General features: G+C 42.6%; 15 protein-coding genes. 9 read left to right on the forward strand and 6 right to left on the reverse strand.

Annotation, left to right across the window (positions count from 1 at the left end):
- Positions 1-54: 54 nt before the first annotated feature.
- Genes BO26_RS10120 through BO26_RS10130 form a run of 3 tightly spaced genes read left to right on the forward strand, consistent with a single transcriptional unit; the run spans position 55 to position 5,548 of the window.
- Positions 55-1,293, forward strand: a complete 1,239-nt coding sequence (locus tag BO26_RS10120) for a hypothetical protein (protein WP_236637423.1) — start codon at positions 55-57, stop codon at positions 1,291-1,293.
- 16 nt (positions 1,294-1,309) lie between these two features.
- On the forward strand, positions 1,310-1,936 hold the full coding sequence (locus BO26_RS10125; RefSeq protein WP_036771158.1) for a response regulator: 627 nt from the start codon (positions 1,310-1,312) through the stop codon (positions 1,934-1,936).
- A 3-nt stretch (positions 1,937-1,939) separates the two neighbouring features.
- Positions 1,940-5,548 carry a transporter substrate-binding domain-containing protein gene (locus tag BO26_RS10130; RefSeq protein ID WP_051690937.1) on the forward strand — a complete coding sequence of 1,203 codons (3,609 nt, stop codon included), beginning with the start codon at positions 1,940-1,942 and terminating at the stop codon, positions 5,546-5,548.
- Between the two features lie 130 nt (positions 5,549-5,678).
- Here BO26_RS10130 and BO26_RS21555 read toward each other — a convergent pair whose 3' ends face one another.
- The 5 genes from BO26_RS21555 to BO26_RS24855 are packed head-to-tail and all read right to left on the reverse strand — an operon-like array spanning position 5,679 to position 10,325.
- On the reverse strand, positions 5,679-7,445 hold the full coding sequence (locus tag BO26_RS21555; protein WP_051690938.1) for an ATP-binding cassette domain-containing protein: 1,767 nt from the start codon (positions 7,443-7,445) through the stop codon (positions 5,679-5,681).
- 22 nt (positions 7,446-7,467) lie between these two features.
- Positions 7,468-9,390 carry an asparagine synthase C-terminal domain-containing protein gene (locus tag BO26_RS10140; RefSeq protein ID WP_036771159.1) on the reverse strand — a complete coding sequence of 641 codons (1,923 nt, stop codon included), beginning with the start codon at positions 9,388-9,390 and terminating at the stop codon, positions 7,468-7,470.
- Entirely contained in the window at positions 9,387-9,851 is a 465-nt protein-coding gene (locus tag BO26_RS10145) for a lasso peptide biosynthesis B2 protein (RefSeq protein ID WP_036771160.1), read from the reverse strand. The genes BO26_RS10140 and BO26_RS10145 overlap by 4 nt, the downstream gene beginning before the upstream one ends.
- On the reverse strand, positions 9,841-10,209 hold the full coding sequence (locus BO26_RS10150; protein WP_036771161.1) for a hypothetical protein: 369 nt from the start codon (positions 10,207-10,209) through the stop codon (positions 9,841-9,843). Before BO26_RS10150 ends, BO26_RS10145 begins: the two co-directional genes overlap by 11 nt.
- Positions 10,209-10,325 (reverse strand): lariocidin family lasso peptide, encoded by a 117-nt coding sequence (locus tag BO26_RS24855; RefSeq protein WP_015834396.1) that lies wholly within the window; start codon positions 10,323-10,325, stop codon positions 10,209-10,211. Before BO26_RS24855 ends, BO26_RS10150 begins: the two co-directional genes overlap by 1 nt.
- A gap of 851 nt (positions 10,326-11,176) precedes the next feature.
- Between BO26_RS24855 and BO26_RS10155 the strand changes: the two genes are divergently transcribed.
- From BO26_RS10155 to BO26_RS10165, 3 genes are read left to right on the forward strand one after another with little or no spacing between them, the layout of a single operon-like run.
- Positions 11,177-12,736 (forward strand): MFS transporter, encoded by a 1,560-nt coding sequence (locus tag BO26_RS10155; RefSeq protein WP_036771162.1) that lies wholly within the window; start codon positions 11,177-11,179, stop codon positions 12,734-12,736.
- A gap of 25 nt (positions 12,737-12,761) precedes the next feature.
- Positions 12,762-13,565 carry an SDR family NAD(P)-dependent oxidoreductase gene (locus BO26_RS10160; RefSeq protein WP_036771163.1) on the forward strand — a complete coding sequence of 268 codons (804 nt, stop codon included), beginning with the start codon at positions 12,762-12,764 and terminating at the stop codon, positions 13,563-13,565.
- A 22-nt stretch (positions 13,566-13,587) separates the two neighbouring features.
- On the forward strand, positions 13,588-14,703 hold the full coding sequence (locus BO26_RS10165) for an NADH:flavin oxidoreductase (RefSeq protein WP_036771164.1): 1,116 nt from the start codon (positions 13,588-13,590) through the stop codon (positions 14,701-14,703).
- Between the two features lie 367 nt (positions 14,704-15,070).
- On the opposite strand, the gene BO26_RS10170 is transcribed toward BO26_RS10165, so the two are convergent.
- On the reverse strand, positions 15,071-16,051 hold the full coding sequence (locus BO26_RS10170; protein ID WP_036771165.1) for an EthD domain-containing protein: 981 nt from the start codon (positions 16,049-16,051) through the stop codon (positions 15,071-15,073).
- Between the two features lie 363 nt (positions 16,052-16,414).
- On the opposite strand from BO26_RS10170, the gene BO26_RS10175 reads away from it, so the two are divergent.
- Genes BO26_RS10175 through BO26_RS10185 form a run of 3 tightly spaced genes read left to right on the forward strand, consistent with a single transcriptional unit; the run spans position 16,415 to position 21,865 of the window.
- Positions 16,415-18,097 carry an FAD-dependent monooxygenase gene (locus tag BO26_RS10175; protein ID WP_036771166.1) on the forward strand — a complete coding sequence of 561 codons (1,683 nt, stop codon included), beginning with the start codon at positions 16,415-16,417 and terminating at the stop codon, positions 18,095-18,097.
- Complete coding sequence (locus tag BO26_RS10180; RefSeq protein ID WP_036771167.1) at positions 18,097-18,330, forward strand: DUF2783 domain-containing protein; 234 nt, start codon at positions 18,097-18,099, stop codon at positions 18,328-18,330. Before BO26_RS10175 ends, BO26_RS10180 begins: the two co-directional genes overlap by 1 nt.
- Positions 18,331-18,373: 43 nt before the next feature.
- On the forward strand, positions 18,374-21,865 hold the full coding sequence (locus BO26_RS10185; protein ID WP_051690940.1) for an indolepyruvate ferredoxin oxidoreductase family protein: 3,492 nt from the start codon (positions 18,374-18,376) through the stop codon (positions 21,863-21,865).
- Positions 21,866-22,092: the final 227 nt, after the last annotated feature.

A 22,092-nucleotide genomic window follows, 5' to 3' on the forward strand; every position in this document is an offset into this window, starting at 1 on the left:
TCTCTGCTATTATTATCTTATGATGTAACATCAGTGTTACGGAATGAGATCCTGATGAAAATGAAAAAGATAGTGGTCTTTTGGTTTGTTTTTACGCTAGTTAATTTTGTGCTGGCACTGCTAAGTTTGCAAGTGCGTGATGTCTGGAGCCTGTCATCATTAGTGTGGTTTCCGGCGGGCTTATTACAAGGCATTTTTTGCGCTAGGGCGCCCCGGTACTGGCCTGTCTGGTTAATAACGGGGGCTTTGATTTCTTTGACAGCAAGCCAATGGTATGGGAGGCCAGTAAATGTATCGTTGATATTTTCTTGTATCAATGTCGTGATGTTAGCCGTGACTGGGCTAATCTGGCAATTTTTCTACGGTGCAATGTGGGCGCCAAAACGAACAAGGGACATCTTTAGTCTGATAATGCTTTGTTCGTTAAGCGGAATTATTGAGCGATTTATGGCTAAGTGGGTACTTCATCTATTGGATTACCCTACCGATATCTCCATTTCATTACTGCTTGTCGTAGGCTCTGTATTGAGCTATCTGCCGTTTACATTTTTTATTATTTCTTTCATCACCCATGAAAAAAGCCGAACCGGAGACAGGAAAGTCTATGGTTTATGGCTAGTGGCTTTGTTAGTTATGGCTGTATTGTTTACTAGCCCACTACCTGAAACCGGGAACATTCATTGGCAAGGAATAGTGCTGATGTTTTCCTTCAGTTTGCCGATGCTATTAGCATTAAGTGGTAATTTATTGGTATTAAGTAGTTTCTTATCCTTATGTACTCTAGGGGTCGTGAGTGCAACCATTTTTGGCCTTGGGCCATTTTCATTTCCATTAATGAATCTTCAACAGAATGTACAAATGGCGGCATGGTACAGTACCGCGTTTACTTTGCCTGCGTTACTATGTTGTAGCTATTTATATAACACAATCAATGCATTGCATCGTCGTAAAGCGCAACTTCTGTTACTGAGTGCGATGTTGGAACAAGAACAGATTAATTGCTTTCGTTTAAGTGCTGATGGGCACTTGTACTGGCATCATGATGCCGCCTGGATGCGGTGTGGAAAAGCGCCTGCTTACTGGTCGCAGTTGATGGCTTGGGTACACAAAGAAGACAGACAGAAGATTGAACAACTTAAAAGTTCAGTTTCTTTAATACCACAGGTGTTAAAAGTGCGGATTGCTGATGGCAAAGGTGAATTTAACCAGGTCATTATCGCCTTGATTATTCATATAGGGGAAAATGCCGGTTTTATTGAAGGGACTATGCGTGAAATAGCAAATAAAAAATAATATGGAGAAATAACCTATGTCAAGACGAGTTATTATTGCTGACGATCATCCTGTATTTTTATTAGGGCTGCGTACCGTATTGGCAACATTACCCGAGAATTATCAGGTTGTAGGAGAGGCGCATGATGTTACTGCGCTTTTTTCTCTACTAGAAGAAAAAGAGGTGGATATGCTAATTACGGATTTCAATATGCCAGGTGATAACCAGATTGACGGTCTGCGGATGATTAACCGGATACGTGAGCGATATCCGAGTTTGCCGATTGTGGTGATCACGATGATCAGTGACCGGAAAATAATTGCTTCGTTGATTGATTACAAAGTGAAAGCGATTTTAAACAAAAACAGTCTATCTCATGAGCTAGTGAAAGGCTTGTATAGTACAACGGGATGCCATGAGCCTTATTTGAGTGAGCAATTTCTCGAATCTCCGGGAGAGGAAGTTGTCAAGGCTCTAACCGGCAAAGAGTTAGAAGTGATTAAATTATTGGGCCAGGGGTTGAGTGTGAATGATATTGCTGCGCGTTTGTACCGTACTAAGCAGACGATTAGCGCACAAAAAATCAGCGCGATGAAAAAGCTGGGGTTAGAGAATGAAGCTGCGCTTTATAATTATTTGCATCAGGTTGGATTGGGATTGTAACAAATGAAAGGCTGGCTGAATGGGCCTCGATGGGTAGCTATCTTGTTACTTTTGTTGCCATTATCTGGCCGGAGCCTCGATCTGTTTGAATTCCATAATGCGGAAGATCTGCCGGTAGATGGACTGCCGGTGGAATTTTATTCGAATGTCGTCATTCAGGAGTTTGTTCCATTACCTGTCAAAGAACACGAGATCCTGGCCCCGCATTTCTCAACACTCAAAGTCGGCATTCTCTGCTGTATCGGGGCGCCATTGGTGTCCCATCGTTGGGATGGCAAGTTGGAAGGAATTTATGCTGATTATCTTCGTCTGATTGAAACTGTGTTAAAAAGGCCGGTGGAGGTACGTCTGTTTGGCAGCTGGACATCCGCTTATGAAGCATTGCAACGTGGAGATATTCAGCTGTTATCGCATTCTGACTCATCACAATCGGAAAATAGGCGCGATAATACTTACCCGATTCTGGTGCAACCGCTTGCTCTGATTATGCGTAAAGAACAAGTGAATATGCCATTTGATGAAATGAATATTATGGCAGCACCTGGCAGTAACCCGAATATCATTAAGCAATTGAGTAAGTACTACCGCAGCGTTTTAGTGGCAAAAAGTCAACAGGAGGCAATTCAGGCGGTGGTAGATGGTCAAGTGGATGCTTATCTGGATGGTCAAAGCCAGATTGCCTATTTACTGGCTTTTCACCCATTTAGCGAGTTGACCTATCGTCGGGAGCTTTCACAGGGAGAACGGTATAATTTTCTTGGCCGCAACGGTGATGGCATGGTTGAAGCGATCAACCTTATCCTGACCGCAATTCCCCATGAGATAAGAACTAAGGTTTATCAGCGTTGGGTTTCTGGGTTGGCTCTGGGAAACGATAACGACACAGCGATCTTTTCACCACAAGAAAAAGCCTGGATTAAAGAGAATCCTGTTGTCAATGTCGCAACCAGTCGTACTGAGCCACCTTATTCGTTCTTAGATAAAAAAGGTGAAATTACAGGGCTGGATGTCGATATTTTACGTCTGATAGGCGAAAAAAGCGGCATCACCTTTAATTTTATTCCGGCAGATGGTGTTGCGGGGGTTACAAAGCTGTTAAAAGATGGTGAAGTTCAGATGACTTCTTTGGTCAGTACACCAGATCGTAGCCGTTGGCTCTCTTTCAGTCATCCTTACGGTACTGTGGAATGGGTAATGATCACCCATAATGGGCGTAATGCACCTTATGAGTTTGAGCAACTTAAGCACCATCGGGTTGCGGTTCCGCGCGATCATGCACTAATGTCAGTATTGAGGCAGTATCCGGATATTTCCATCGTGGAAGTTGACAGCGTAACAAAAGGTATTGATATGGTACTGGCCGGAGCGGTGGATGCAACTTTTGATAGTTTGATTAGTGCTGATTATCTACAGGCGAGTCGCTATGGTTCTAATATTTCTATTCAATTCCTTAGGGATTCGTTACAACCAGAACAATACGCCATCCTACCTTCCTATCCTCAATTGGTTAGCATATTGAATAAAAGCATTGATGCATTGCCCCCAAATGAGCTGCGTGTGTTGCGCTTAAAATGGTTATCTATGGCAAATGTGACGCCTTATAATGACAATAAGATCTCTCCCTGGTTGAAGTTGTGGGGAGGCGCGTTATTTGTGATTGCACTGAGTTCGGCCTTCTGGGGCAGTTATCTTGCACACCAAATCAGACGCCGTAAAAAGGCGGAAAATAACTTACAGAATTTACTGGCATACTGGGAAACATTATTTAATAACATTCCTACGCCCATGTTTGTCTGTGATCCAACGATGTGTATTACGGCAGCAAACCTCTATTTTCGGCGTGAGATGAATCAGATTGGATCTGATGTAATTGGCCGTAGTCTTTTCTCTCTCTGTTTCTTAAACCCTGATGATGAGCAAGATATCAGTATGATTTTCTTGCACTGTTTGGAGGGGGAGTTGGCACATTTTTCTGATCGCAGCATTGTGGTTCAGGGGCAAAATAAAGATGTTTATTTATGGCTTGAAAGTTACAGCAATACCGAAGGTGTTGTTCAGGGAATTATTGGTGGTTGGTTTGATGTCACTGAGCGTAAATTGCTAGCACAAGAGCTGTGCCAGGAACGCGATAAAGCCGAACTTGCCAGTCTGGAAAAATCAGATTTCCTGGCGCACATGAGCCATGAGATCCGTACTCCTTTACAGGCGATTATCGGTATTCTCGATTTGGAAGTGAAACAACAAACTCACCCATCCACACCGTTACATATCGCATGGCATGCCGCCATGTCTTTACAGGGGATCATCGGTGATGTGCTGGATTTTTCCAAGATAGAAGCTGGGCGTATGATGCTGAATCTAAAACCAGAATCGTTGCAGGATGTTTTGGAAAGTTGTGTGGCGACTTTTAGTCATCGAGCGAAGGAGAAGGGGCTGTATTTTATCCGGCAGTTCGACCTGCCATCTGAATATTATCATCTGCTGGATGCGACACGTGTCACTCAGGTAGTTAATAACCTGCTGGGCAATGCGATTAAATTTACTGAACAGGGTGGTGTGCGGATCAGCACTAGCTATCAGCATATTGCAGACAGTAATCGAGATGAAATTACGCTGGTGGTTGCAGATACCGGTTGCGGTATCCCGGAAACCCTGTATGAGGCGGTTTTACTGCCCTACGTACAGGTAACGCAAAATAATGGTGGTAAGACTGGTACTGGGTTGGGATTACCCATTTCTGTACAGTTAGTTGAATTAATGGGAGGGAGCCTAAAAATCACGGGTGTACCTGGTGGTGGTGCGCAAGTAACCGCGGTGTTACCACTCGTGCGTAGTGAAATTGAGAGAGAGGCTGCGAGTGAAAAAACTGAAAGTATTGGCACGGAGATTAATGAACCACTGAATATCTTGGTGGTTGATGACTTACCTGCCAATTTACAGGTGCTGTCATTACAGTTAGCACCATCGGGCCATTATGTTGTACTGGCAGAAAGCGGTGAACAGGCCATGAATCTGATGGAAAATGGCTATTTCGACATTGTGCTGACAGATTGTCAGATGCCGGTGATGAATGGTTACGAGCTGACTCAGTTGCTGAGAGAATATGAGCAGCTACGTCAATTACCGCCGTTCATTATTCTGGGGTGCACCGCGAACGCATTTTCTACCGAGCAAACCCGTTGCCTGGAGGCGGGAATGAATGGTGTGTTGATTAAGCCGTTGGTGCAAAGCAAATTACTGGCAGAAATTACTCGTTATTACCGACAAGTCAATGATGAGACAACGCTCGAGTTTTATGAGATTCAAACGTTGGCTCAGCAAGATGTGACAGTAGAGCGACAATTGCTCAGTGCGATACAGAAGGGGATGGTGGAAGATATTGCAGCGCTGAGACAACAGGAAAATCAACAACGCTATGAGAAAGTTGCTCATCATGCACATCGTATGAAAGGGGCTTTTGCTCTGATGCAATATCAGCAGGGAATACGTGTCTGTCTGCGCATTGAAAAAGGTGAATGTTGTGATGAGAAAACAGTTACTGTTTTGTTGACTCGTGCGGAATATTTCCAACGGCAGATCGAGCAGCGATTGGAAATATTGCTAGAAATATGAAGTGTGAATCATAGTCGTTTAATAGGAGGTAGAAGAGCATAAAATCTGTGGGGTATTTATGCTCTCCCTCCAGTCAGGCCAGGCCAGGCACCGCTATGCTCATGGTGAGAAAAGCCTTTTCCTTCATATCTTATATCGTCTCAGTGTGTTTCTGATAGAAACTGGCTTGACTGTGAAACATCCGGGCATATTTTCCGTTCTGTGTGATAAGTTCATCATGTGTGCCTGTTTCAACAAGTCGACCCTGGTGCAATACGATAATACGGTCGACGAAGCGCGTTAAGGAAAGGCGATGACTGACAATAACGGTCGTCCGTTGCCTGGCGAGTTTGAGTATAAGTCGCATTATCTCGCCTTCAGACTCTGGATCAAGCGCTGAGGTGGGCTCATCGAAAACAAGTAGGTCGGCCTCATCAACGTGAGCCATCGCCCGCGCAATAGCCAGCCGTTGCCATTGCCCGCCAGATATATCGGCTCCACCTTCTATTTCCGTCGTTAACGGTGCGTCCAGCCGATTTTCAAGAAAATTCAGACCAACCTCCCGCAGATATTTGTTGATAGATTGCGTATCGCGGGTAACAAGATTACCACTTACGTCAAGAGGAAAACGTGCAAAGTCTTGAAATACACCAATGACGCGTGGAGGAATGTGTGATACCGACCACGTTAGTTCGCCAGTGGTTGGTGCATATAGCCCGCATAGCATTTTGAGCAGGCTTGTTTTTCCAGCGCCATTTTCACCAACGATCGCGATCGTCTGCCCATGTTGAATGTTTAAATTAATTTGCTCCAATGCAGCACATTCAGTACCTGGATAGCGCAGTTCAACATCCCGCAGCATTATATAGGGCGTGATCACCGATGATTTGGGCACGATCTGAGGCTTACGCATATCCTCACAATTTGTCTTCTGTTTAGCCGTATGAATGGAAACCAGGTTGCGATACGGACGTACGGTATATGACACTCGCAACAGGTCACCGAAATTAAAAATGACCGCTGATAGGCCGTCTTTCAGTTGAACGAGTGCACCAAGCAAAAAAGCGAGCTGAGCAATGCCGAACTTACCTAACTGAAATCCATCAACAACGACATAAAGCGGTACGCCTAAACAGATGCTCGCGAACAAGGAGGTGAGCAACAGTTTAATGGCGTTACGTGTACGTACCCGCTTGATGTGCTTAAGATAGTTATCATAAAGAGTTTGCCACCGGCTCAGCAAATGCGATTGCATACGATAAAGACGCAAATCTTTAGCAAATTCGGGCTGCGTTAATATTCGCTCTAGGATGCGTAGTTCGTTAAATGTCGCTGCATGATGTTCTTGCACATCCCAACTTTCGCTTTCCGTTCGAGCACGGTAGATTACGGTAGGCACCATGCCAACCAGCATCAGGAAAGGGATCCACCATGCGATCTGCCCTGTCAGGAAAAGAATCGGAATAATCATCAAAATTCCCGTACATACAGCGTATAGATGTGACACCATTTCACCCAATTCATCGCCGACTTTGGTCGAGAGAATAGCCATTTCACGCAGTTTGGTATCTTCATGAATGGAGAGGCCCGGGAACGTTGAGATGATTTCGTTCACCTTACGTTTCAGCAGCATGACTGCTGAGTCTCTCAATGTATCTACAATAAAGTTTGAGATAGCATTCAGTCCGTCCTGAAAACCACTGAGTATAAAGTAGGCAGACACTAATGCGATGACAACTACTGCGGCTATATTGGTGGTTAGGCTTTCTATAAGATGAGCGTTGATATAAAGTAACGCGCCAGGAATGAGGCCAATGACAAGATTAGAGACAATAGCAATAGTTAACGCGCGCGGTGCTGCTTGCCATAACAGCGACAATGCGTTACGGAGGTTTTGTATGTTATCCCAATATTTCATGACAGTAGTCTCGGCTCATTCATTAGTTCACGAAAGTACGCAAGGGTGAAAATTTCAGGTAGTTAATGACAGAAGTTCGCTCCTGCGTAAATTTCATCAGCCAGGCTTCAAGATCTATCACACCACGCAGGTAATGGTATTCAACACCAAGCTGAGTGTTGGGATCTTCTGTCGCAATGATATAGGCTATCAAATAGCGACGGAATTTGGCCTGATCAATGTACTTCCAACTATCCAAAATCATCGGTCTATCCGTCAAACGCAACATTTCTTTCGCGCTGTTATAAAACATACGACGAGCCATCAATGCGTAGCTCGTTTTGCTCTGTTTGTCGGTAACAAAATTGGGCAGTATGTTGGAATAAGCCTTTCTCGCTAGCATCTTTGAAGTTGGATATGGGTTGGCAAGATTGAGACGCTTGTAATCGTGGTTTAGATGCGGTGGACAGGACAGCGTAAATGCGGTCATCCTCGGATCCAGAAGAGGGTGGGAATATGTGCAGTAAATATTCAGCGAATCGAAATAAGTGGCCCGAGGGAAAAGCAAAGTTTTAATGTAATCATGGCCAAGGTATTTAGCCTGAGAGCGCATTATCTTTATTTTTTGTAATTTAGCTTTCTGGCTCATAGAATTATGCAGCATAGCCCCAAAGTAGTCGGGTAGCCTCTGGTTATCTAACTCCTCCTTAATCAACGCCCGTCTTCCCAAATAAGGAGAAAGAGAGGTGAGTACACGGTGAAAGTAGTCCAGAGAAAAAGGACGCACACGCAGATTCTCGGTGATATATTTATGTAACTCCCTGATTCCGTCATGTATACGAATCGAATCTAGAATCCATTGATGCATCGATTCTCCAAGAATGATATCCCCGCCTTCTCCTGTCATAATAAGCGATACATTGTTGTGCTGAAAAACGCTAGCGAAAGCCTCCTTAGCAAGTGGGTTAGCGGATGGCTCCGGTCCGTCGATGTAGGCGATTGGATCATTTGGTGCCGGCAAACGAAGAAAATCATCAGCATAAACGATATTGTGAGGAAGGTTGCAGTGATGAACTAGTGTCTCAACAATTTTATCATCTTGGCTCATTGCAAGGTCTGCATCTCTGAAGCTCATATTGGCGCAGAACATGGGAGGGTTTTCATTCAATGCGAGACTTGCACCGAGGACAGTACTTGAATCTATTCCTCCGCTTAGCAGGATCCCGTCCGCACCAGCTTTGAGGCGGTCTGCCACACAGGTATCAAAGCATTCTCGGAATGCGTGCTGAAAGTTCCCATGATAAGAGAGTGTCTTGCCATACTGAGAAGCCGCGCTTATGTTCATCGGTGCCAGTTTAAATATCCCATCTGTTCTATTGATCTTCAATACGCTGTTTATCGGTATCTTTCGTATTTCGGTAAAGAAAGTTGCGCCATCGGCCAGTTCGTTTTCTCCTACCATAACGGACTGCGTCAGGAATTCAAAGCACGACTCATGCCTTATATTAAGCGGCACATGATGGAACAACAGTAACATTCTTAAGTCATTACTGATGACCCACTGTCTATTCTTTCCCTGCCAGTAATAAACCGGATGTGTTGCATAGTGATCGGTCACTGCAAGAACATGGTCGGGCTGAATCGATATGTAGCTAAACTCACCCACTACTCTCCCCTGAGAGGGATCAAGTATCGGTGCGTTTTGGCGGAATGATGAAATAAGAAGATCGCTGTCCAAATCACGTATCCATCCGCTGTAAGATGAATGAGCAGTAGATATCTCAATGCCAGTCAACTTTCGTTCAGTATCGCAAAGGCGAATATTGGCTTCGATCATTGTTGCCCATTGATGATCCATCTTCTTCATACTATCGATTTGGATACCTGTCATGGCACTGAAGAGAGCGTTAATATATGTATCTATATCAATCGTCGTAGCGTTTATTACCACCGACCAAAGTTTCATATTGAAGTAGCCCATTCAGAGATGGCTGTATCTGGACTCATGCGCTGTAACAAACTATATCCGCTTAAGTCTACATGCCCTGGATTAACAATTTTTGTTTTGAATTTGTCGCTGCATAATTCAATCCATGCATGACCGACGATCTTCTCATCTTGTTTTTTGATGCCAATCACCATATCGCTGGGTATGCCGTGTAAAGACGCCAACAATTGAACGACAATACTCGCTGAATAGCATGATGCACTAGTAATTTCGGATGAATCGGCTTGGTAAATAAAATCACAAATTTCCTGAAAATAAGAGTGATCAATATGCTTTTTCGCATCAAAAAAGTTCCTTCGGACAGTGCATGGATATATTGATTTAAAAATACTGAGATAAGCATCTTTGATTGGTTTTTCCAGCAATATGGCTCTTACTAAACTGTGTATTAGAAATATATATGCGTTGTTACTTTTCATAAAGTATACCCAGATCCAGTAACGTAGCTATTCCATCCAGGATTAATTCAATATCTTCAGATTTTAATTGGTTATTATTGGCAATACGATCGATAAGGGTTTCTACGTGCAGGCCATTCGGCGTATCTTGGAAAACACCCATGATATCGGCAGCCACTCCAGACACCCCCAAATACTCTCCTTTGGTTTCACTATATATTATCGCTTCACCGTCCAACGAAATGTATTCAAGAGGTTTTTTCGAATAAATGAGTTTTGAGTATCTTTGCATGACGTATTTTATATATCCATTTAAAAAACATGAAGTTGAGAAGAAAAAGCACGCACCTAAAAAATTTAGGTACGTGCCAAGTACCATTATCTTCCGCCGCCTTTCACTCCGCGCCCAAAGACACCATCCCCGGGGCGGGATTTTTTAGATAGAATGACTGCTAGAAATGAACCATAAGAAACTATTTTTGTAGGCTTGATCATTTTTTTAATCTCCTAATATTAAAATTAAAAAATATTTTTTCGCTTTAGCATAAAAATAGTTTATCAAATATTTAATTAAAGCTCGCTTCGTATATGCGGGGATATAAACTAAAAGAATGCATAAAAGCTATTTGTTTTTACACTATGACGGGTAATCATGTAAAGTAAAAAATTCACATAATAGAGATAAAATACAAATTAAAATAGAAATCATGATGTTATGGTTTTAATGACCAATACACCTAGTAATTATCCACGAGAAGTATAGACGAGAAAAATATTATTGCACCTGATATTTTTTCTAGTTTTTAGAAAGTATTTATTATTATAACTCATTAAAGTGCCGGGTAATTTATTTCCATATTTTAATGATATCATTGGCGGATTACTAACGTTTTTCGCCAATGAGTCTGGTTATTTTAATTCTTCAATAACATTCTGAGGCGATAATATCCGAGTGTTGTGTATTATTTTCAGTGTAGGGAATTTGTTACGGTAAACAACGCCTGAGCCATCAAATAACTCCGTCTTTGTTTTCAGCCTTCTATTGCTGTCTTCTTTTCTCACGAACAACATCGGACAACATTTTGTCTAGTGTCGCTGATAAGCTGATCTACCTCCTCGAAATATTACATCACTTTATTACTCCCATTGGTGAGTTTTCAGGGCATTTTAGCCTTCAAATCACAACCGTCTTACAAGCAACTTACCTTGTATCCTGTTTAAGCTATACTTCATAAAAATAGATTGCATGCGATCTATTCGTATGACACCATTGTGATCATTATATCGCTCCTTGAGCTGAATCAAAAATGGCATCTGATTAACCAAACCGAGTCATGGAGTTTAAAATGAACGTTTCACAGCAGATACCTGCTCCTAATAATTATAGTGAAGAGAGAAACCGGTATTCAGTATTACTTCCTTTGTGTGCTGCGGGAATCATCATTCCTATCGTATTCACCGGGCCTGCAATTGCCACGCCTATGATTGCTCTCGAACTTGGTGGTTCTTCAATTGAGCTGGGCGGAATTGTTAACGCTTATAACGTTGCTTTTGGTAGTTGTGTGATGGCTGGTGGAACATTGGCTGATCGGTTTGGTCGTAAGCGTTGTTTTCTAAGTGGATTAATCCTGTTTTTTATCACGTCACTTCTTATTGGTTTCGCTCCCGATATTACTTCACTCAACATACTTCGAGGCATAGAAGGAATCGCCGGTGCTTTGACCCTGACGAGTTCATCAGCTCTTATCGCACAAGAATTCGATGAACATTTACGATTGCGGGCATTTAGTTTCCTCGGTACCTCTTTCGGCATTGGATTAGCATTCGGTCCTATGCTTGTCGGAACGATGATCGCTAACTTCGGTTGGCGATCGCTCTTTTTCTTTATCGCGTTGGTATCACTGCTTGTCCTTTTGTTCAGTGCCAAAAAGGTAAATGAATCAAAAGATCCTGAAGCGAAAAGTATAGATTGGCCAGGCATTATTCTTTTTACACTCGCTTTGAGTACATTAACGCTGGGAATTGTTTTTGCGCCAGAAAGAGGATGGACTGATATTTATATTATTGGATTGTTTCTTGCTAGTGCTTTGCTTTTGGTTGTTTTTATTATAGCGGAAGTTAAGTCTCGATATGCAATGCTTGATTTAAGTTTGTTCCGCTATCCGCGATTTATTGGCGTGCAATTATTGCCTATCTCAACAGGGTTCTGTTTTGTCGCGTTGTTAGTTTCTCTGCCAATCTGGTTCATCGGTATTCAGGGGTTTGATGAGGGGCGAGTGGGTCTTGCCATTCTTCCACTGACAGCACCGATGCTTATTGTTCCTTTCATTGCTGGGTATCTTTCGAAATATATCTCACCTGGGCTGATCTGTAGCATCGGGTTGTTGGTTGCCGCTGTTGGCGGGTGCTGGCTAGCTTTCAGCTTGCAAGTTGATGGAAATATAACGTCTTTAGTTGGTCCTTTATTAATGATCGGTATTGGTAGTGGATTACCATGGGGACTCATGGATGGTCTATCTATGAGTGTAGTGCCTAAAGAACGCGCAGGTATGGCAGCAGGCATATTTACAACTATGCGCGTATCTGGAGAAGCTTTAGCTATCGCTATCATTGGTGCTTTACTGGCAGCGAAGACATCAGCCATTCTGGTGTCCACCAAAGCGGATCATGCTTTTTCAAATATTGTCTCCAGCGAGTGGGGAGGAAAGATCGCGAGTGGACAAATGTCATCCATACTTGAATCGGTTGCTGATGCAGATAGGGCAAATTTGGGCAACTGGCTTGCAATGATATATCAAAGCTCATTTGGTTCAATTTTGTTGATAATAGCGACATTAACAGCGTTGAGTGCGTTAGCTTGTGCATTATTGCTACGACGTGAAAAGCAAAACACAATTCGTAATTAATTGACTTGCAAGAGCGAGGTGTCTAATGGATTTACAGCTGACAGGAAAACGAGCTTTGGTAACGGGAAGCAATAGTGGGATTGGTAGAGCGATAGCGATTTCCTTAGCGAATGAAGGTGTGCAGGTTGTTGTACATGGACGAAGGAAAAAGGAAACCGAAGAAGTCATGCAGGAAATACTTGATCATGGTGGACAAGCACATATGGTTATTGGCGATTTGACCGATGATGACCAGGCTCAGGAGGTTGCTCAGTTGGCTCAGGCTGCATTTGGCGGAATCGATATATTAGTTGCAAATGCGGGCGCTTTTCCGCCAACGCCAATTCTGGAAAGTACGGCTCAGGATTGGTTAAATCTTTACGATCAAAACGTAGGTTCTATTATTCGCTTGCTTCGTTTTATCGTTCCTTCAATGGTTGAAAGTGGATGGGGACGTGTGATCACTTTAGGGAGTATTGCCGCATCCCGTCCTTTTGCTTCTTTTGGTGCTTATGCAACAACAAAATCGGCTTGTGTGAGCCTGGCTGTCACCATTGCAAAAGAATTTGCAGGTACCGGTGTGACTGCCAATTGTATTAGTCCGGGCGATGTTATTACCCCAGCAGCAGAACAGCATTGGCGAACCGTAGCTAAGCGTAATGATTGGGCAGATGAGTGGGAAAAGATTGAATCTCATGTGGCTACTAATATTTCACCGACTTTGGTAGGCCGATTAGGACGCCCAGAAGAAATTGCTGATTTGGTGACTTTTCTGGCAAGCCCGAAATCTAATTATATCAATGGCTCTAATTTTAGGATTGACGGTGGTTTTTTAGCGAGTACGGCTTAATTCGAATAACTAGAGGGATATTATGGATACGCATTACGCTGCATTGTTTGCGCCAATGTCATTTGGTTCTCAGATGTTGAAAAATCGAATTGTCATGTCACCAATGACACGGCAATTATCTCCCAATGGTATTCCCGGGCAGGTAAATGCTGCATATTATCGACGACGAGCCGAGGGAGGTGTTGGTTTAATTATTACCGAGGGAGTCTGTATTCCGCATATCGCAGCAAATGGTTACGCTGATGTTCCGGTAATGTATGGAGATGAAGCCCTTAACGGATGGAAAACAGTTGTAAAGCAAGTGCATGAATATGGCACTTTAATCATTCCCCAACTTTGGCATGTCGGCCCAATGCGTAAGCCGGGTATTGGGCCAGATCCTTTAGTGCCTGGATATGGTCCGATGACAATAATCGATAGCGGCCAGACAATTGTAAAAGGTATCGATGAGAAGGATATCAAAGATATTATTGAAGCGTATGTTCAGGCGGCTAAGAATGCATTGGATATTGGTTTTGATGGTATTGAGATCCATGGGGCACATGAATATTTGCTAGATAGTTTTATTTGGCAGGTGACAAATCAGCGTAAAGATAAATATGGCGGAACTTTTAATAACCGTATTCGTCTGGCATCTGAGGTTGTCAGCGCGATACGAGAAGCCACGACTCCTGAATTTCCTATCGTATTCCGTTTTTCACAGTGGAAAATACGTAACTATGGCGCCAAAATAATCGAAACACCCGATCAGTTAGAAGAATTTGTGATAACGCTAGTTAAAGCTGGTGTAGATGTATTTGATGTTAGCACTCGCCGTTTTTGGGAGCCTGCATTTGAAGGGAGTCCAGACAGTCTGGCAGTTTGGACCCGACGTTTAAGCGGTAAGCCTACCATTATGGTAGGTAGTGTTGGCTTGGATAAAGCCTACGCGATTGCACAGTTGCGTGGAGATGAGAAACCAGATGCAGGTAGAGCTGATTTAGCTCCAGCAATAGAGTTGTTGGCATCAGGCTCAGTTGATTTAGTTGCTTTGGGGCGAATGTTATTAGCTGATCCAGAATGGCCGACAAAAGTTTATGAAGGAAGACTATCGGAAATTCTTCCTTTTGATAAATCATCAATGATGGCGCGTATTTAATGTTATTGACTGTGCGATCAGGAGTGTTAGAAATTCTGTGTCATTCCAATAATATGGATAAAATGGTATTTTAGTTAAACATCCCAAATATTTTAAATCAAAATAATATTTTAATGTAACTATGGAATGATAATTTAATTTAGTCTTTTAAGAAAATGATGTTGATATTTATCTTATGGTTGTTGTGTTGTTAGTAGATAATTATCAATGTCAAAAATAATTCTGTTTATACCTGTTATCTTTCAAGTTGCCTCTTTGTTGGCTGCACTCATTCACCCCGGTCACATAGTTATCTATGCTCCCGGGGATTCACTCCCTTGCCGTTGCGATCCATCTTGAAATCTATTGGGTATATGTTAATCCAAAATTATAAAAAGCTATTTATCGAGTTTTGATTTATTAATGTGTGAGAAAGTGCACTCCAATATTCACTTTTTTCTATATTAAATAAAGAATCATTCTCTAGAATGGCAGATAAATTTGGATCCTGGAGAAAGTCTTCTAAGTCTGTTATCGATGCGAATGCCAAAATTGAAATGGCATCTATATCTTTTGCTACTGGATGGAAAAATTTCTCGCCCGTCGTGATGGGACCAATATTATGTAGCTGAATATAGCGTTGAACAAACTTTTGCGCTGAAGGTTGAGAAATTATTGCTTTGGCATATTTGTGTAACAGAATTTCATGAAAATCACTGCGATTTAATTCCGTTGTACGTTGATGAATATTGACTAAAAGGATAGCGTCACTATGCATTTTGCTTGGGATTAAAACATGTTGACGACAAAGTACTGGACAAAGTTCTCGAAAGATCACTTGATCCTCAGGCAAGATGGCTTTACTGATTTCTGGGTGTTCGAATAAGGAATACAAATTATCTATATTTGGGAAGGTTAAATACGCCATGCCATCCCATTGTGGCCGATGATGGGTAGGAATATGCCCTATGATGGTATTAAACAAATGCCCGTTTTCATCAAGTGGTGGCTTATAAGGAAGAGGATTAATGCTTGAAGGTCCAGAGGAGAATCGATGGATTTGATCATAACGTAATAATGTATATTTCCCATCGGCTTCCCGTGGTAAGGCATGAATAAATCTGGGGCCATGAATTTTACGCCAATATTCAGTCCATTTTTCGAAAGCCAAATTTGCATCCTTTTCAAATGCATTCATGACTAAAGATGGTTCCACCAAAGAATTGCCCTGTTCGTCAAGCATTTGATTTGGATCTTTACGACGTTCTGTTAACGAAGAGCTGTCAGCTCTAGAGAGCAATGTGCAAAGTACGGTTGTCTGGGATGTTGATGATGAACTCACGGGAGGAACGCTAATGCAATCAGTCATATGTTACTTCCTTAGCTAAGCACTGGTGCAATAAGTTAGTGCATGACAAACGTTCGGAGTGTCCGATAAGCATGTTAGGGACAGTGAACCCAATAATGGTACCATGCGATTAGTAAGCATGTAATGGTATTTCTGTGCTGGTTATACCCTGGTACGAATTAGGAAAACAGTATAAGGTCACTGTTCGCTTAATTTTTTGGTCCTTATAACGAATAGCAATGTTATAGCTGTTTATATTTACATTAAAATTTAAAGAATATATTTGCTTATTACACGCAAACGATCTAAATTCAAAAAAGAAATAATCCCGTTCAGTTCTCATCTATCGTCTCTGTTCTCGCGTTATTCCGGAGAGCTAAAAAAATGCATCAACCTCCAAGTTTGGATTATAAAAAACCTTTGGATATCAACTTATCAATGCCAAGGAAGGTTCCCGTAGTGATTGTAGGAGCAGGATTAGTAGGATTGACTTTAGCATTAGATCTCGCTTGTAGAGGTGTGCCAAGTGTCGTACTTGAAACAAGACAGGTATTAACTGAAGGCTCTCGAGCCATTGTCTTCGCTCAGCGTTCTTTAGAAATACTTCAGCGGTTAGGATTAGGGAAACGATTGGCTGAAAAAGGGGTCAATTGGAGTTTATCCAGGGTTTATCATGGAGAACGAGAGTCTTTCAGTTTTGACTTTAAAACGGAGCCTCATTTTGGTTGCCCCGCGTTCTTGAACATTCAACAGACTTATATAGAACAATGGTTAATTGAGGATTGTTTAGCCAGTGAATGGATTGATTTGCGCTGTTTAAACACGGTTACCGCGTTAGAGTCGAATAGTGTTGGCGTTTCGGTGATGGTCACCTGCCCGGATGGTGCGTATCGACTTGATTGTGATTGGCTTATCGCATGTGATGGCGCGCGCTCATTTGTGCGTAATACGCTGAATTTACCGTTAATTGGCAGACATTTTCATGATCATTTTTTGATTGTTGATGTCGAAATGAAACCAGACTTTCCTGCTGAACGTCGTTTCTGGTTCGATCCACCGTTTCACCCAGGACATTCAGTCCTTTTACATAAACAACCTGATAACTTGTGGCGTGTTGATTTTCAACTGGGGGTAGAAGCAGACCCGGTATTTGAAAAACACCCGGCAAGAGTTACCGAACGTTTAAAGGCGATGTTAGATCCGAAAATAGCTTTCAGGATCGACTGGATAAGCATATATACCTTTAGATGCAGGCGATTGGAGAACTTTGTTCATTCGCGAGTCGTATTCGCTGGCGATAGTGCTCACGAAGTTAGCCCTTTTGGAGGAAGAGGGGGAAATGGGGGAATTCAGGATGCAGACAATTTGGCCTGGAAACTCTGTGCTGTTGTAAAACATGGAGCATCAGCAAAACTGTTGCAGTCCTATAATGAAGAACGAATTTACGCTGCCGATGAGAACATTATAAATTCGACGCGCAGTGCACAATTCATTACTCCACCAAATCACGCAATAGAAACGCTTCGTCGAGCAAGTCTTGTTTTATCTGAAACGACAGCAATGGGACGTACCTTTGTCAACTCTGGCCGTTTATCCAGTCCAGCTCGATTAAATGGAATAGGGCAATTTTTACCCGATTCCTCCGTGAAAGGAAGAATAAAACCCGGCGATGTTGCGCTGGATGCTCCGGTAAAAAATGGAGATGAAAGTAGTTGGTTATTGCATTTCATCGGTAGAAAAGGGTTCACACTTCTATGCTATCAGCAGAGTTCCCATGATAAAGGAGGAGTAAATCATATAGAAGATATCAGTAGTTCCTATCCATTAGAAATCATTACCGTCGTACCGGCTACAGTAGAACAACTTGCTGTAACCTCAACGGATGTCACTTTGGTAGACCACTATGGTTTGGTGGCTAAGCGTTATGATTTGGCTTGTGGATCAGTCGTGTTATTTAGACCGGATCAACATGTGTTAGACGTATTTTCCTCATTTAACCGTGATGACATTGAAAAAACGCTTGCTCATTCCATGCTAATAGCTACCTATGCCGAGAGAAAAATATAATGAAACCGTGCGATCACTTTTTGGCAGAATCATTAATTACCTACAGCCACTTAACAGACCCAGATGCTTGTTATGAAATGATAACAGAGGCGTGCCAGGAACTGGGGGATGAACTGGGGAATCTATTTTACGCTCAATTAGTTTTATTACTCGTTAATCATATCGGTGATTCTAATATCTTACGAGAAGCGATAACTGTTACACGTAAGGGGCTGACGACAGTCGCTAATTAAATCGCGTAATAACCTTTAAACATTATATTTCAGGGGAATTGGTATGATTCTCGATACTTCTTATCGTCTTGAATCTCGTTATCGTCGAGGTATTGATGAGCCTCAAGGCAAAATATTCATCAGTGGACAACAAGCTCTGGTGCGAATGTTATTAGCTCAATCAGCCCTTGATCGATCTGTTGGTTTAAATACTGCGGGATTTGTCAGTGGTTATCGCGGCTCACCGCTTGGTGGTGTTGATAAAGAACTTTGGGCTGCGAAAAATTTACTGGAACAAGCAAATATTCGGTTTCAACCCGGTATAAATGAGGATTTAGCCGCAACGACTCTCATTGGTACTCAACGTGTAGAAACGGATCAAATGCGTCGTGTTGACGGTGTTTTTGGGCTTTGGTATGGAAAAGGACCCGGAGTAGACCGATCTGGTGATGCGTTAAGGCATGGTAATGCATATGGTTCATCGCCACACGGAGGAGTATTAGTCGTTATTGGTGATGATCATGGATGTGTATCTTCCTCAATGTCTCATCAATCAGATCAAGCTTTAATTGCCTGGGGATTACCCGTTATTCATCCTATTAACCTTCAGGACTATGAATATTGTGGACTCTGGGGTTGGGCACTATCGCGTTTTTCAGGTTTATGGGTGGGATTTAAGGCAATTACTGAAACTGTAGAAGCGACTGCATCAGTTAACGTGTCTGAATTCCCATCGTTCAAACAACCTGAGGTAGATGTTGGGCCTGACGGATTACACTGGCGTTGGCCAGATTTACCGGGTATGCAAATTGAGCGACGCTTCGCTTATAAGTTAGAAGCGGCTCGTCGTTTTATCAGTGAAAATCCATTAGATAAAGTGGATTGTGCCCCGGCTACACCAAAATTGCTTATTGCCGCAGTGGGTAAAGCTTACCTGGATATTCGCGGAGCATTAGATGAACTGGGTATCACTCTGACTGAATTAGAGGCGGCAGGCATTGCACTATTCGGTATTCGGGTTGTTTATCCATTATCTCCTGTCTTAAAAGACTGGGCTAAACGGAGTGAGAAGGTATGGATTATCGAAGAAAAAGCAGGGATCGTTGAAAATTCGCTAAAGGCAAGCATATTTAATTCGATCCTGAATACCAGGCCATTAATTATTGGCAAGTTTGACGAAAATGGAATAAAACTTTTACCCAGTGAAGATGAATTAAGACCGTCACGTATTGTCAATGTTCTTGTCAAACAGCTTCGGGCATGCGGCCTGTCAGTGGAGGTCCCATCATTTTGGTCAATGAACCTGATAGAGCGTTCTCTGAATTGGGTAAAACGCACGCCATATTTGTGCTCCGGTTGCCCACATAATAGTTCAACAGTGATTCCAGAAGGGAGTCAGGCGAGGTTAGGCATTGGATGCCACGCTCTGGCTGCTCGTATTCCCGAACGTGCTACGACAGGCAGTGTACAAATGGGAGGGGAAGGTGTTGATTGGGTAGGTCAGATGCCGTTTGTCAGAACAGAGCACATTTTCCAGAATATGGGGGATGGAACTTTTTTTCATTCTGGATATTTGGCTATTCGGCAAGCTATCGCGGCAAAAACGAATATCACTTATAAGATTTTATATAATGACGCTGTCGCCATGACCGGCGGTCAACCGCTGGATGGTAGTTTAAATGTTGAGCAAGTGGCAACGTTAGTTTGTAGCGAAGGGGCTAAAGAAGTGGTTATTGTTGCTAAAGAGCCTGAACGTTATAAGGGCCGTTTGCCTGCACAAGTCAAAGTCTACCACCGTGATCAACTTAATGAGGTGCAACTTCGATTGCGGGCAATACCGGGTGTCACTGTATTGATTTATGATCAAGTCTGTGCCGCTGAAGATCGCAGGCGCCGTAAACGCCACCCCGTACCGGCCAAAAAGACCTATGTAACAATAAACGAGCTTGTCTGTGAAGGTTGTGGAGATTGTCAAATGCAGTCGAACTGTTTATCCGTAATACCCGTTGATACCGAGTTTGGTGCTAAACGGGCGATAGATTCTGAATCATGTAATACCGATCTTTCATGTTTAAAGGGTTTTTGCCCTAGTTTTGTGACTGTTACAGGGAAACCGCGTTTGGTGAATATGGATAAAACCAAACGGCAATTAATTATGACACGGGCGGATAAGTTACCACTGCCGCAATTACCCGATATTAATCAATGCCATGAAATACTGATAACGGGGGTTGGTGGTACTGGTGTTGTCACTATGGCTGCAACTATCGGTTTGGCGGCGCATCTACAAGATTTTTCGGTTAGTGTGCTTGATTTTACGGGGTTTACTCAAAAAGGCGGCTCTGTTTTTAGTCACATACGCATTGGCGCTAAAGATCATATATTACATCAGCATCGTATTGATCGAGGATGTGCCAACGTTTTAATCGCTGCGGATTTAACTGTCGCTTCAGAGGACGAGGCATTAAATGCTCTGCTTTCAGGGCAAACTAAAGTCATTGCCAATACTCATGAAATGCAGACAGGTTCAATGGTTCGTGATAGAAACCTCAAAATAGACACCTCTGATATTGAGAAACAATTAATAGAATTAGTTGGCAAAGATTGCTATGACGCTATAAATGCACGTTATTTTGCAACTCAATTCGTGGGGAGCATACAAACAAATATATTATTGTTGGGATATGCCTGGCAGAAAGGCGTCATCCCGTTAAGTTTGCAAGTTTTTCAGCAGGCGATTAATTTACAAGGCGGTGATGTTGCTGCTAATAAAGTCGCGTTCGCTTGTGGTCGGTTGCTAGCGACTGATCCTGCCTATGTGCAATCCTTAATTACCTCTGCCGCTAAAAGTTATCAATTTGTCAGGAGCAGCGGTGGTGAGCAGGGACTCCGTAAGATCGTTGAATCTCGCAGCCGTTATCTTACGGACTATCAGAATAAGCGCTATGCAGCAAAATATAGAGCACAGGTCGACGCGGTTGTAAAAGCGACTGCTAACTGGGGGGATTTCACACTAGCTCACGCAGTTGCTCGCAATTTATTTAAACTCATGGCTTACAAAGATGAATATGAGGTTGCTCGCCTGCATAGTTCACCGCAATTTCTTAATTCTTTGACGGAATCATATATTGGGCGTCCCAAATTAAATTTTCATCTCGCACCGCCCTTTTTGGGTAAGTGGCTGGAAAAAAATGGCTATCATCGTAAAATTACTGTATCGGGTTGGATTATTCCTTTTTTTCGCGGGCTTGCTGCTCTCCGATGCTTGCGTCACACTTTTTTCGACATCTTTGCCTGGTCTCATGAACGACGTGAAGAGAGGCTATTAATTGCGAAATATAAGGACACATTAAATGATTTATTATCAAAGGTTTCACCAGATAATCTCTCTTTGATTGTCCAGTGGGCGGAAATACCCGAAAATATTAGAGGATATGGACATATCAAGGAGCGTTCAATTGCAGCCGCTTATAAACGTCAGGATGAATTACTTAATCAAATAGCGAATGGTGGCGCCACAATATATTCAACGATACCTATTAAAGAAGTTAATTAATAAGCTCTGGATAAATAACCGAATTAAATGATAGTGCAAGGGAGCATGCACAACAATGTCACCTTTGTCGTCGGGGAGAACATCTGCTTACAAAACAATTGCTAGTAAACAGAAGTCTCCAAACTAAAGTATGGTGGTGCCTGGAGGGCTCAACAGTTTCCTAAATATCTTTAACCCCCAGACAAAATTATATACCTGGGTATACTATGATGCTGAAGTCAGCTGTG

This window comes from Photorhabdus australis DSM 17609 (assembly GCF_000711895.1).
Lineage (GTDB): Bacteria > Pseudomonadota > Gammaproteobacteria > Enterobacterales > Enterobacteriaceae > Photorhabdus > Photorhabdus australis.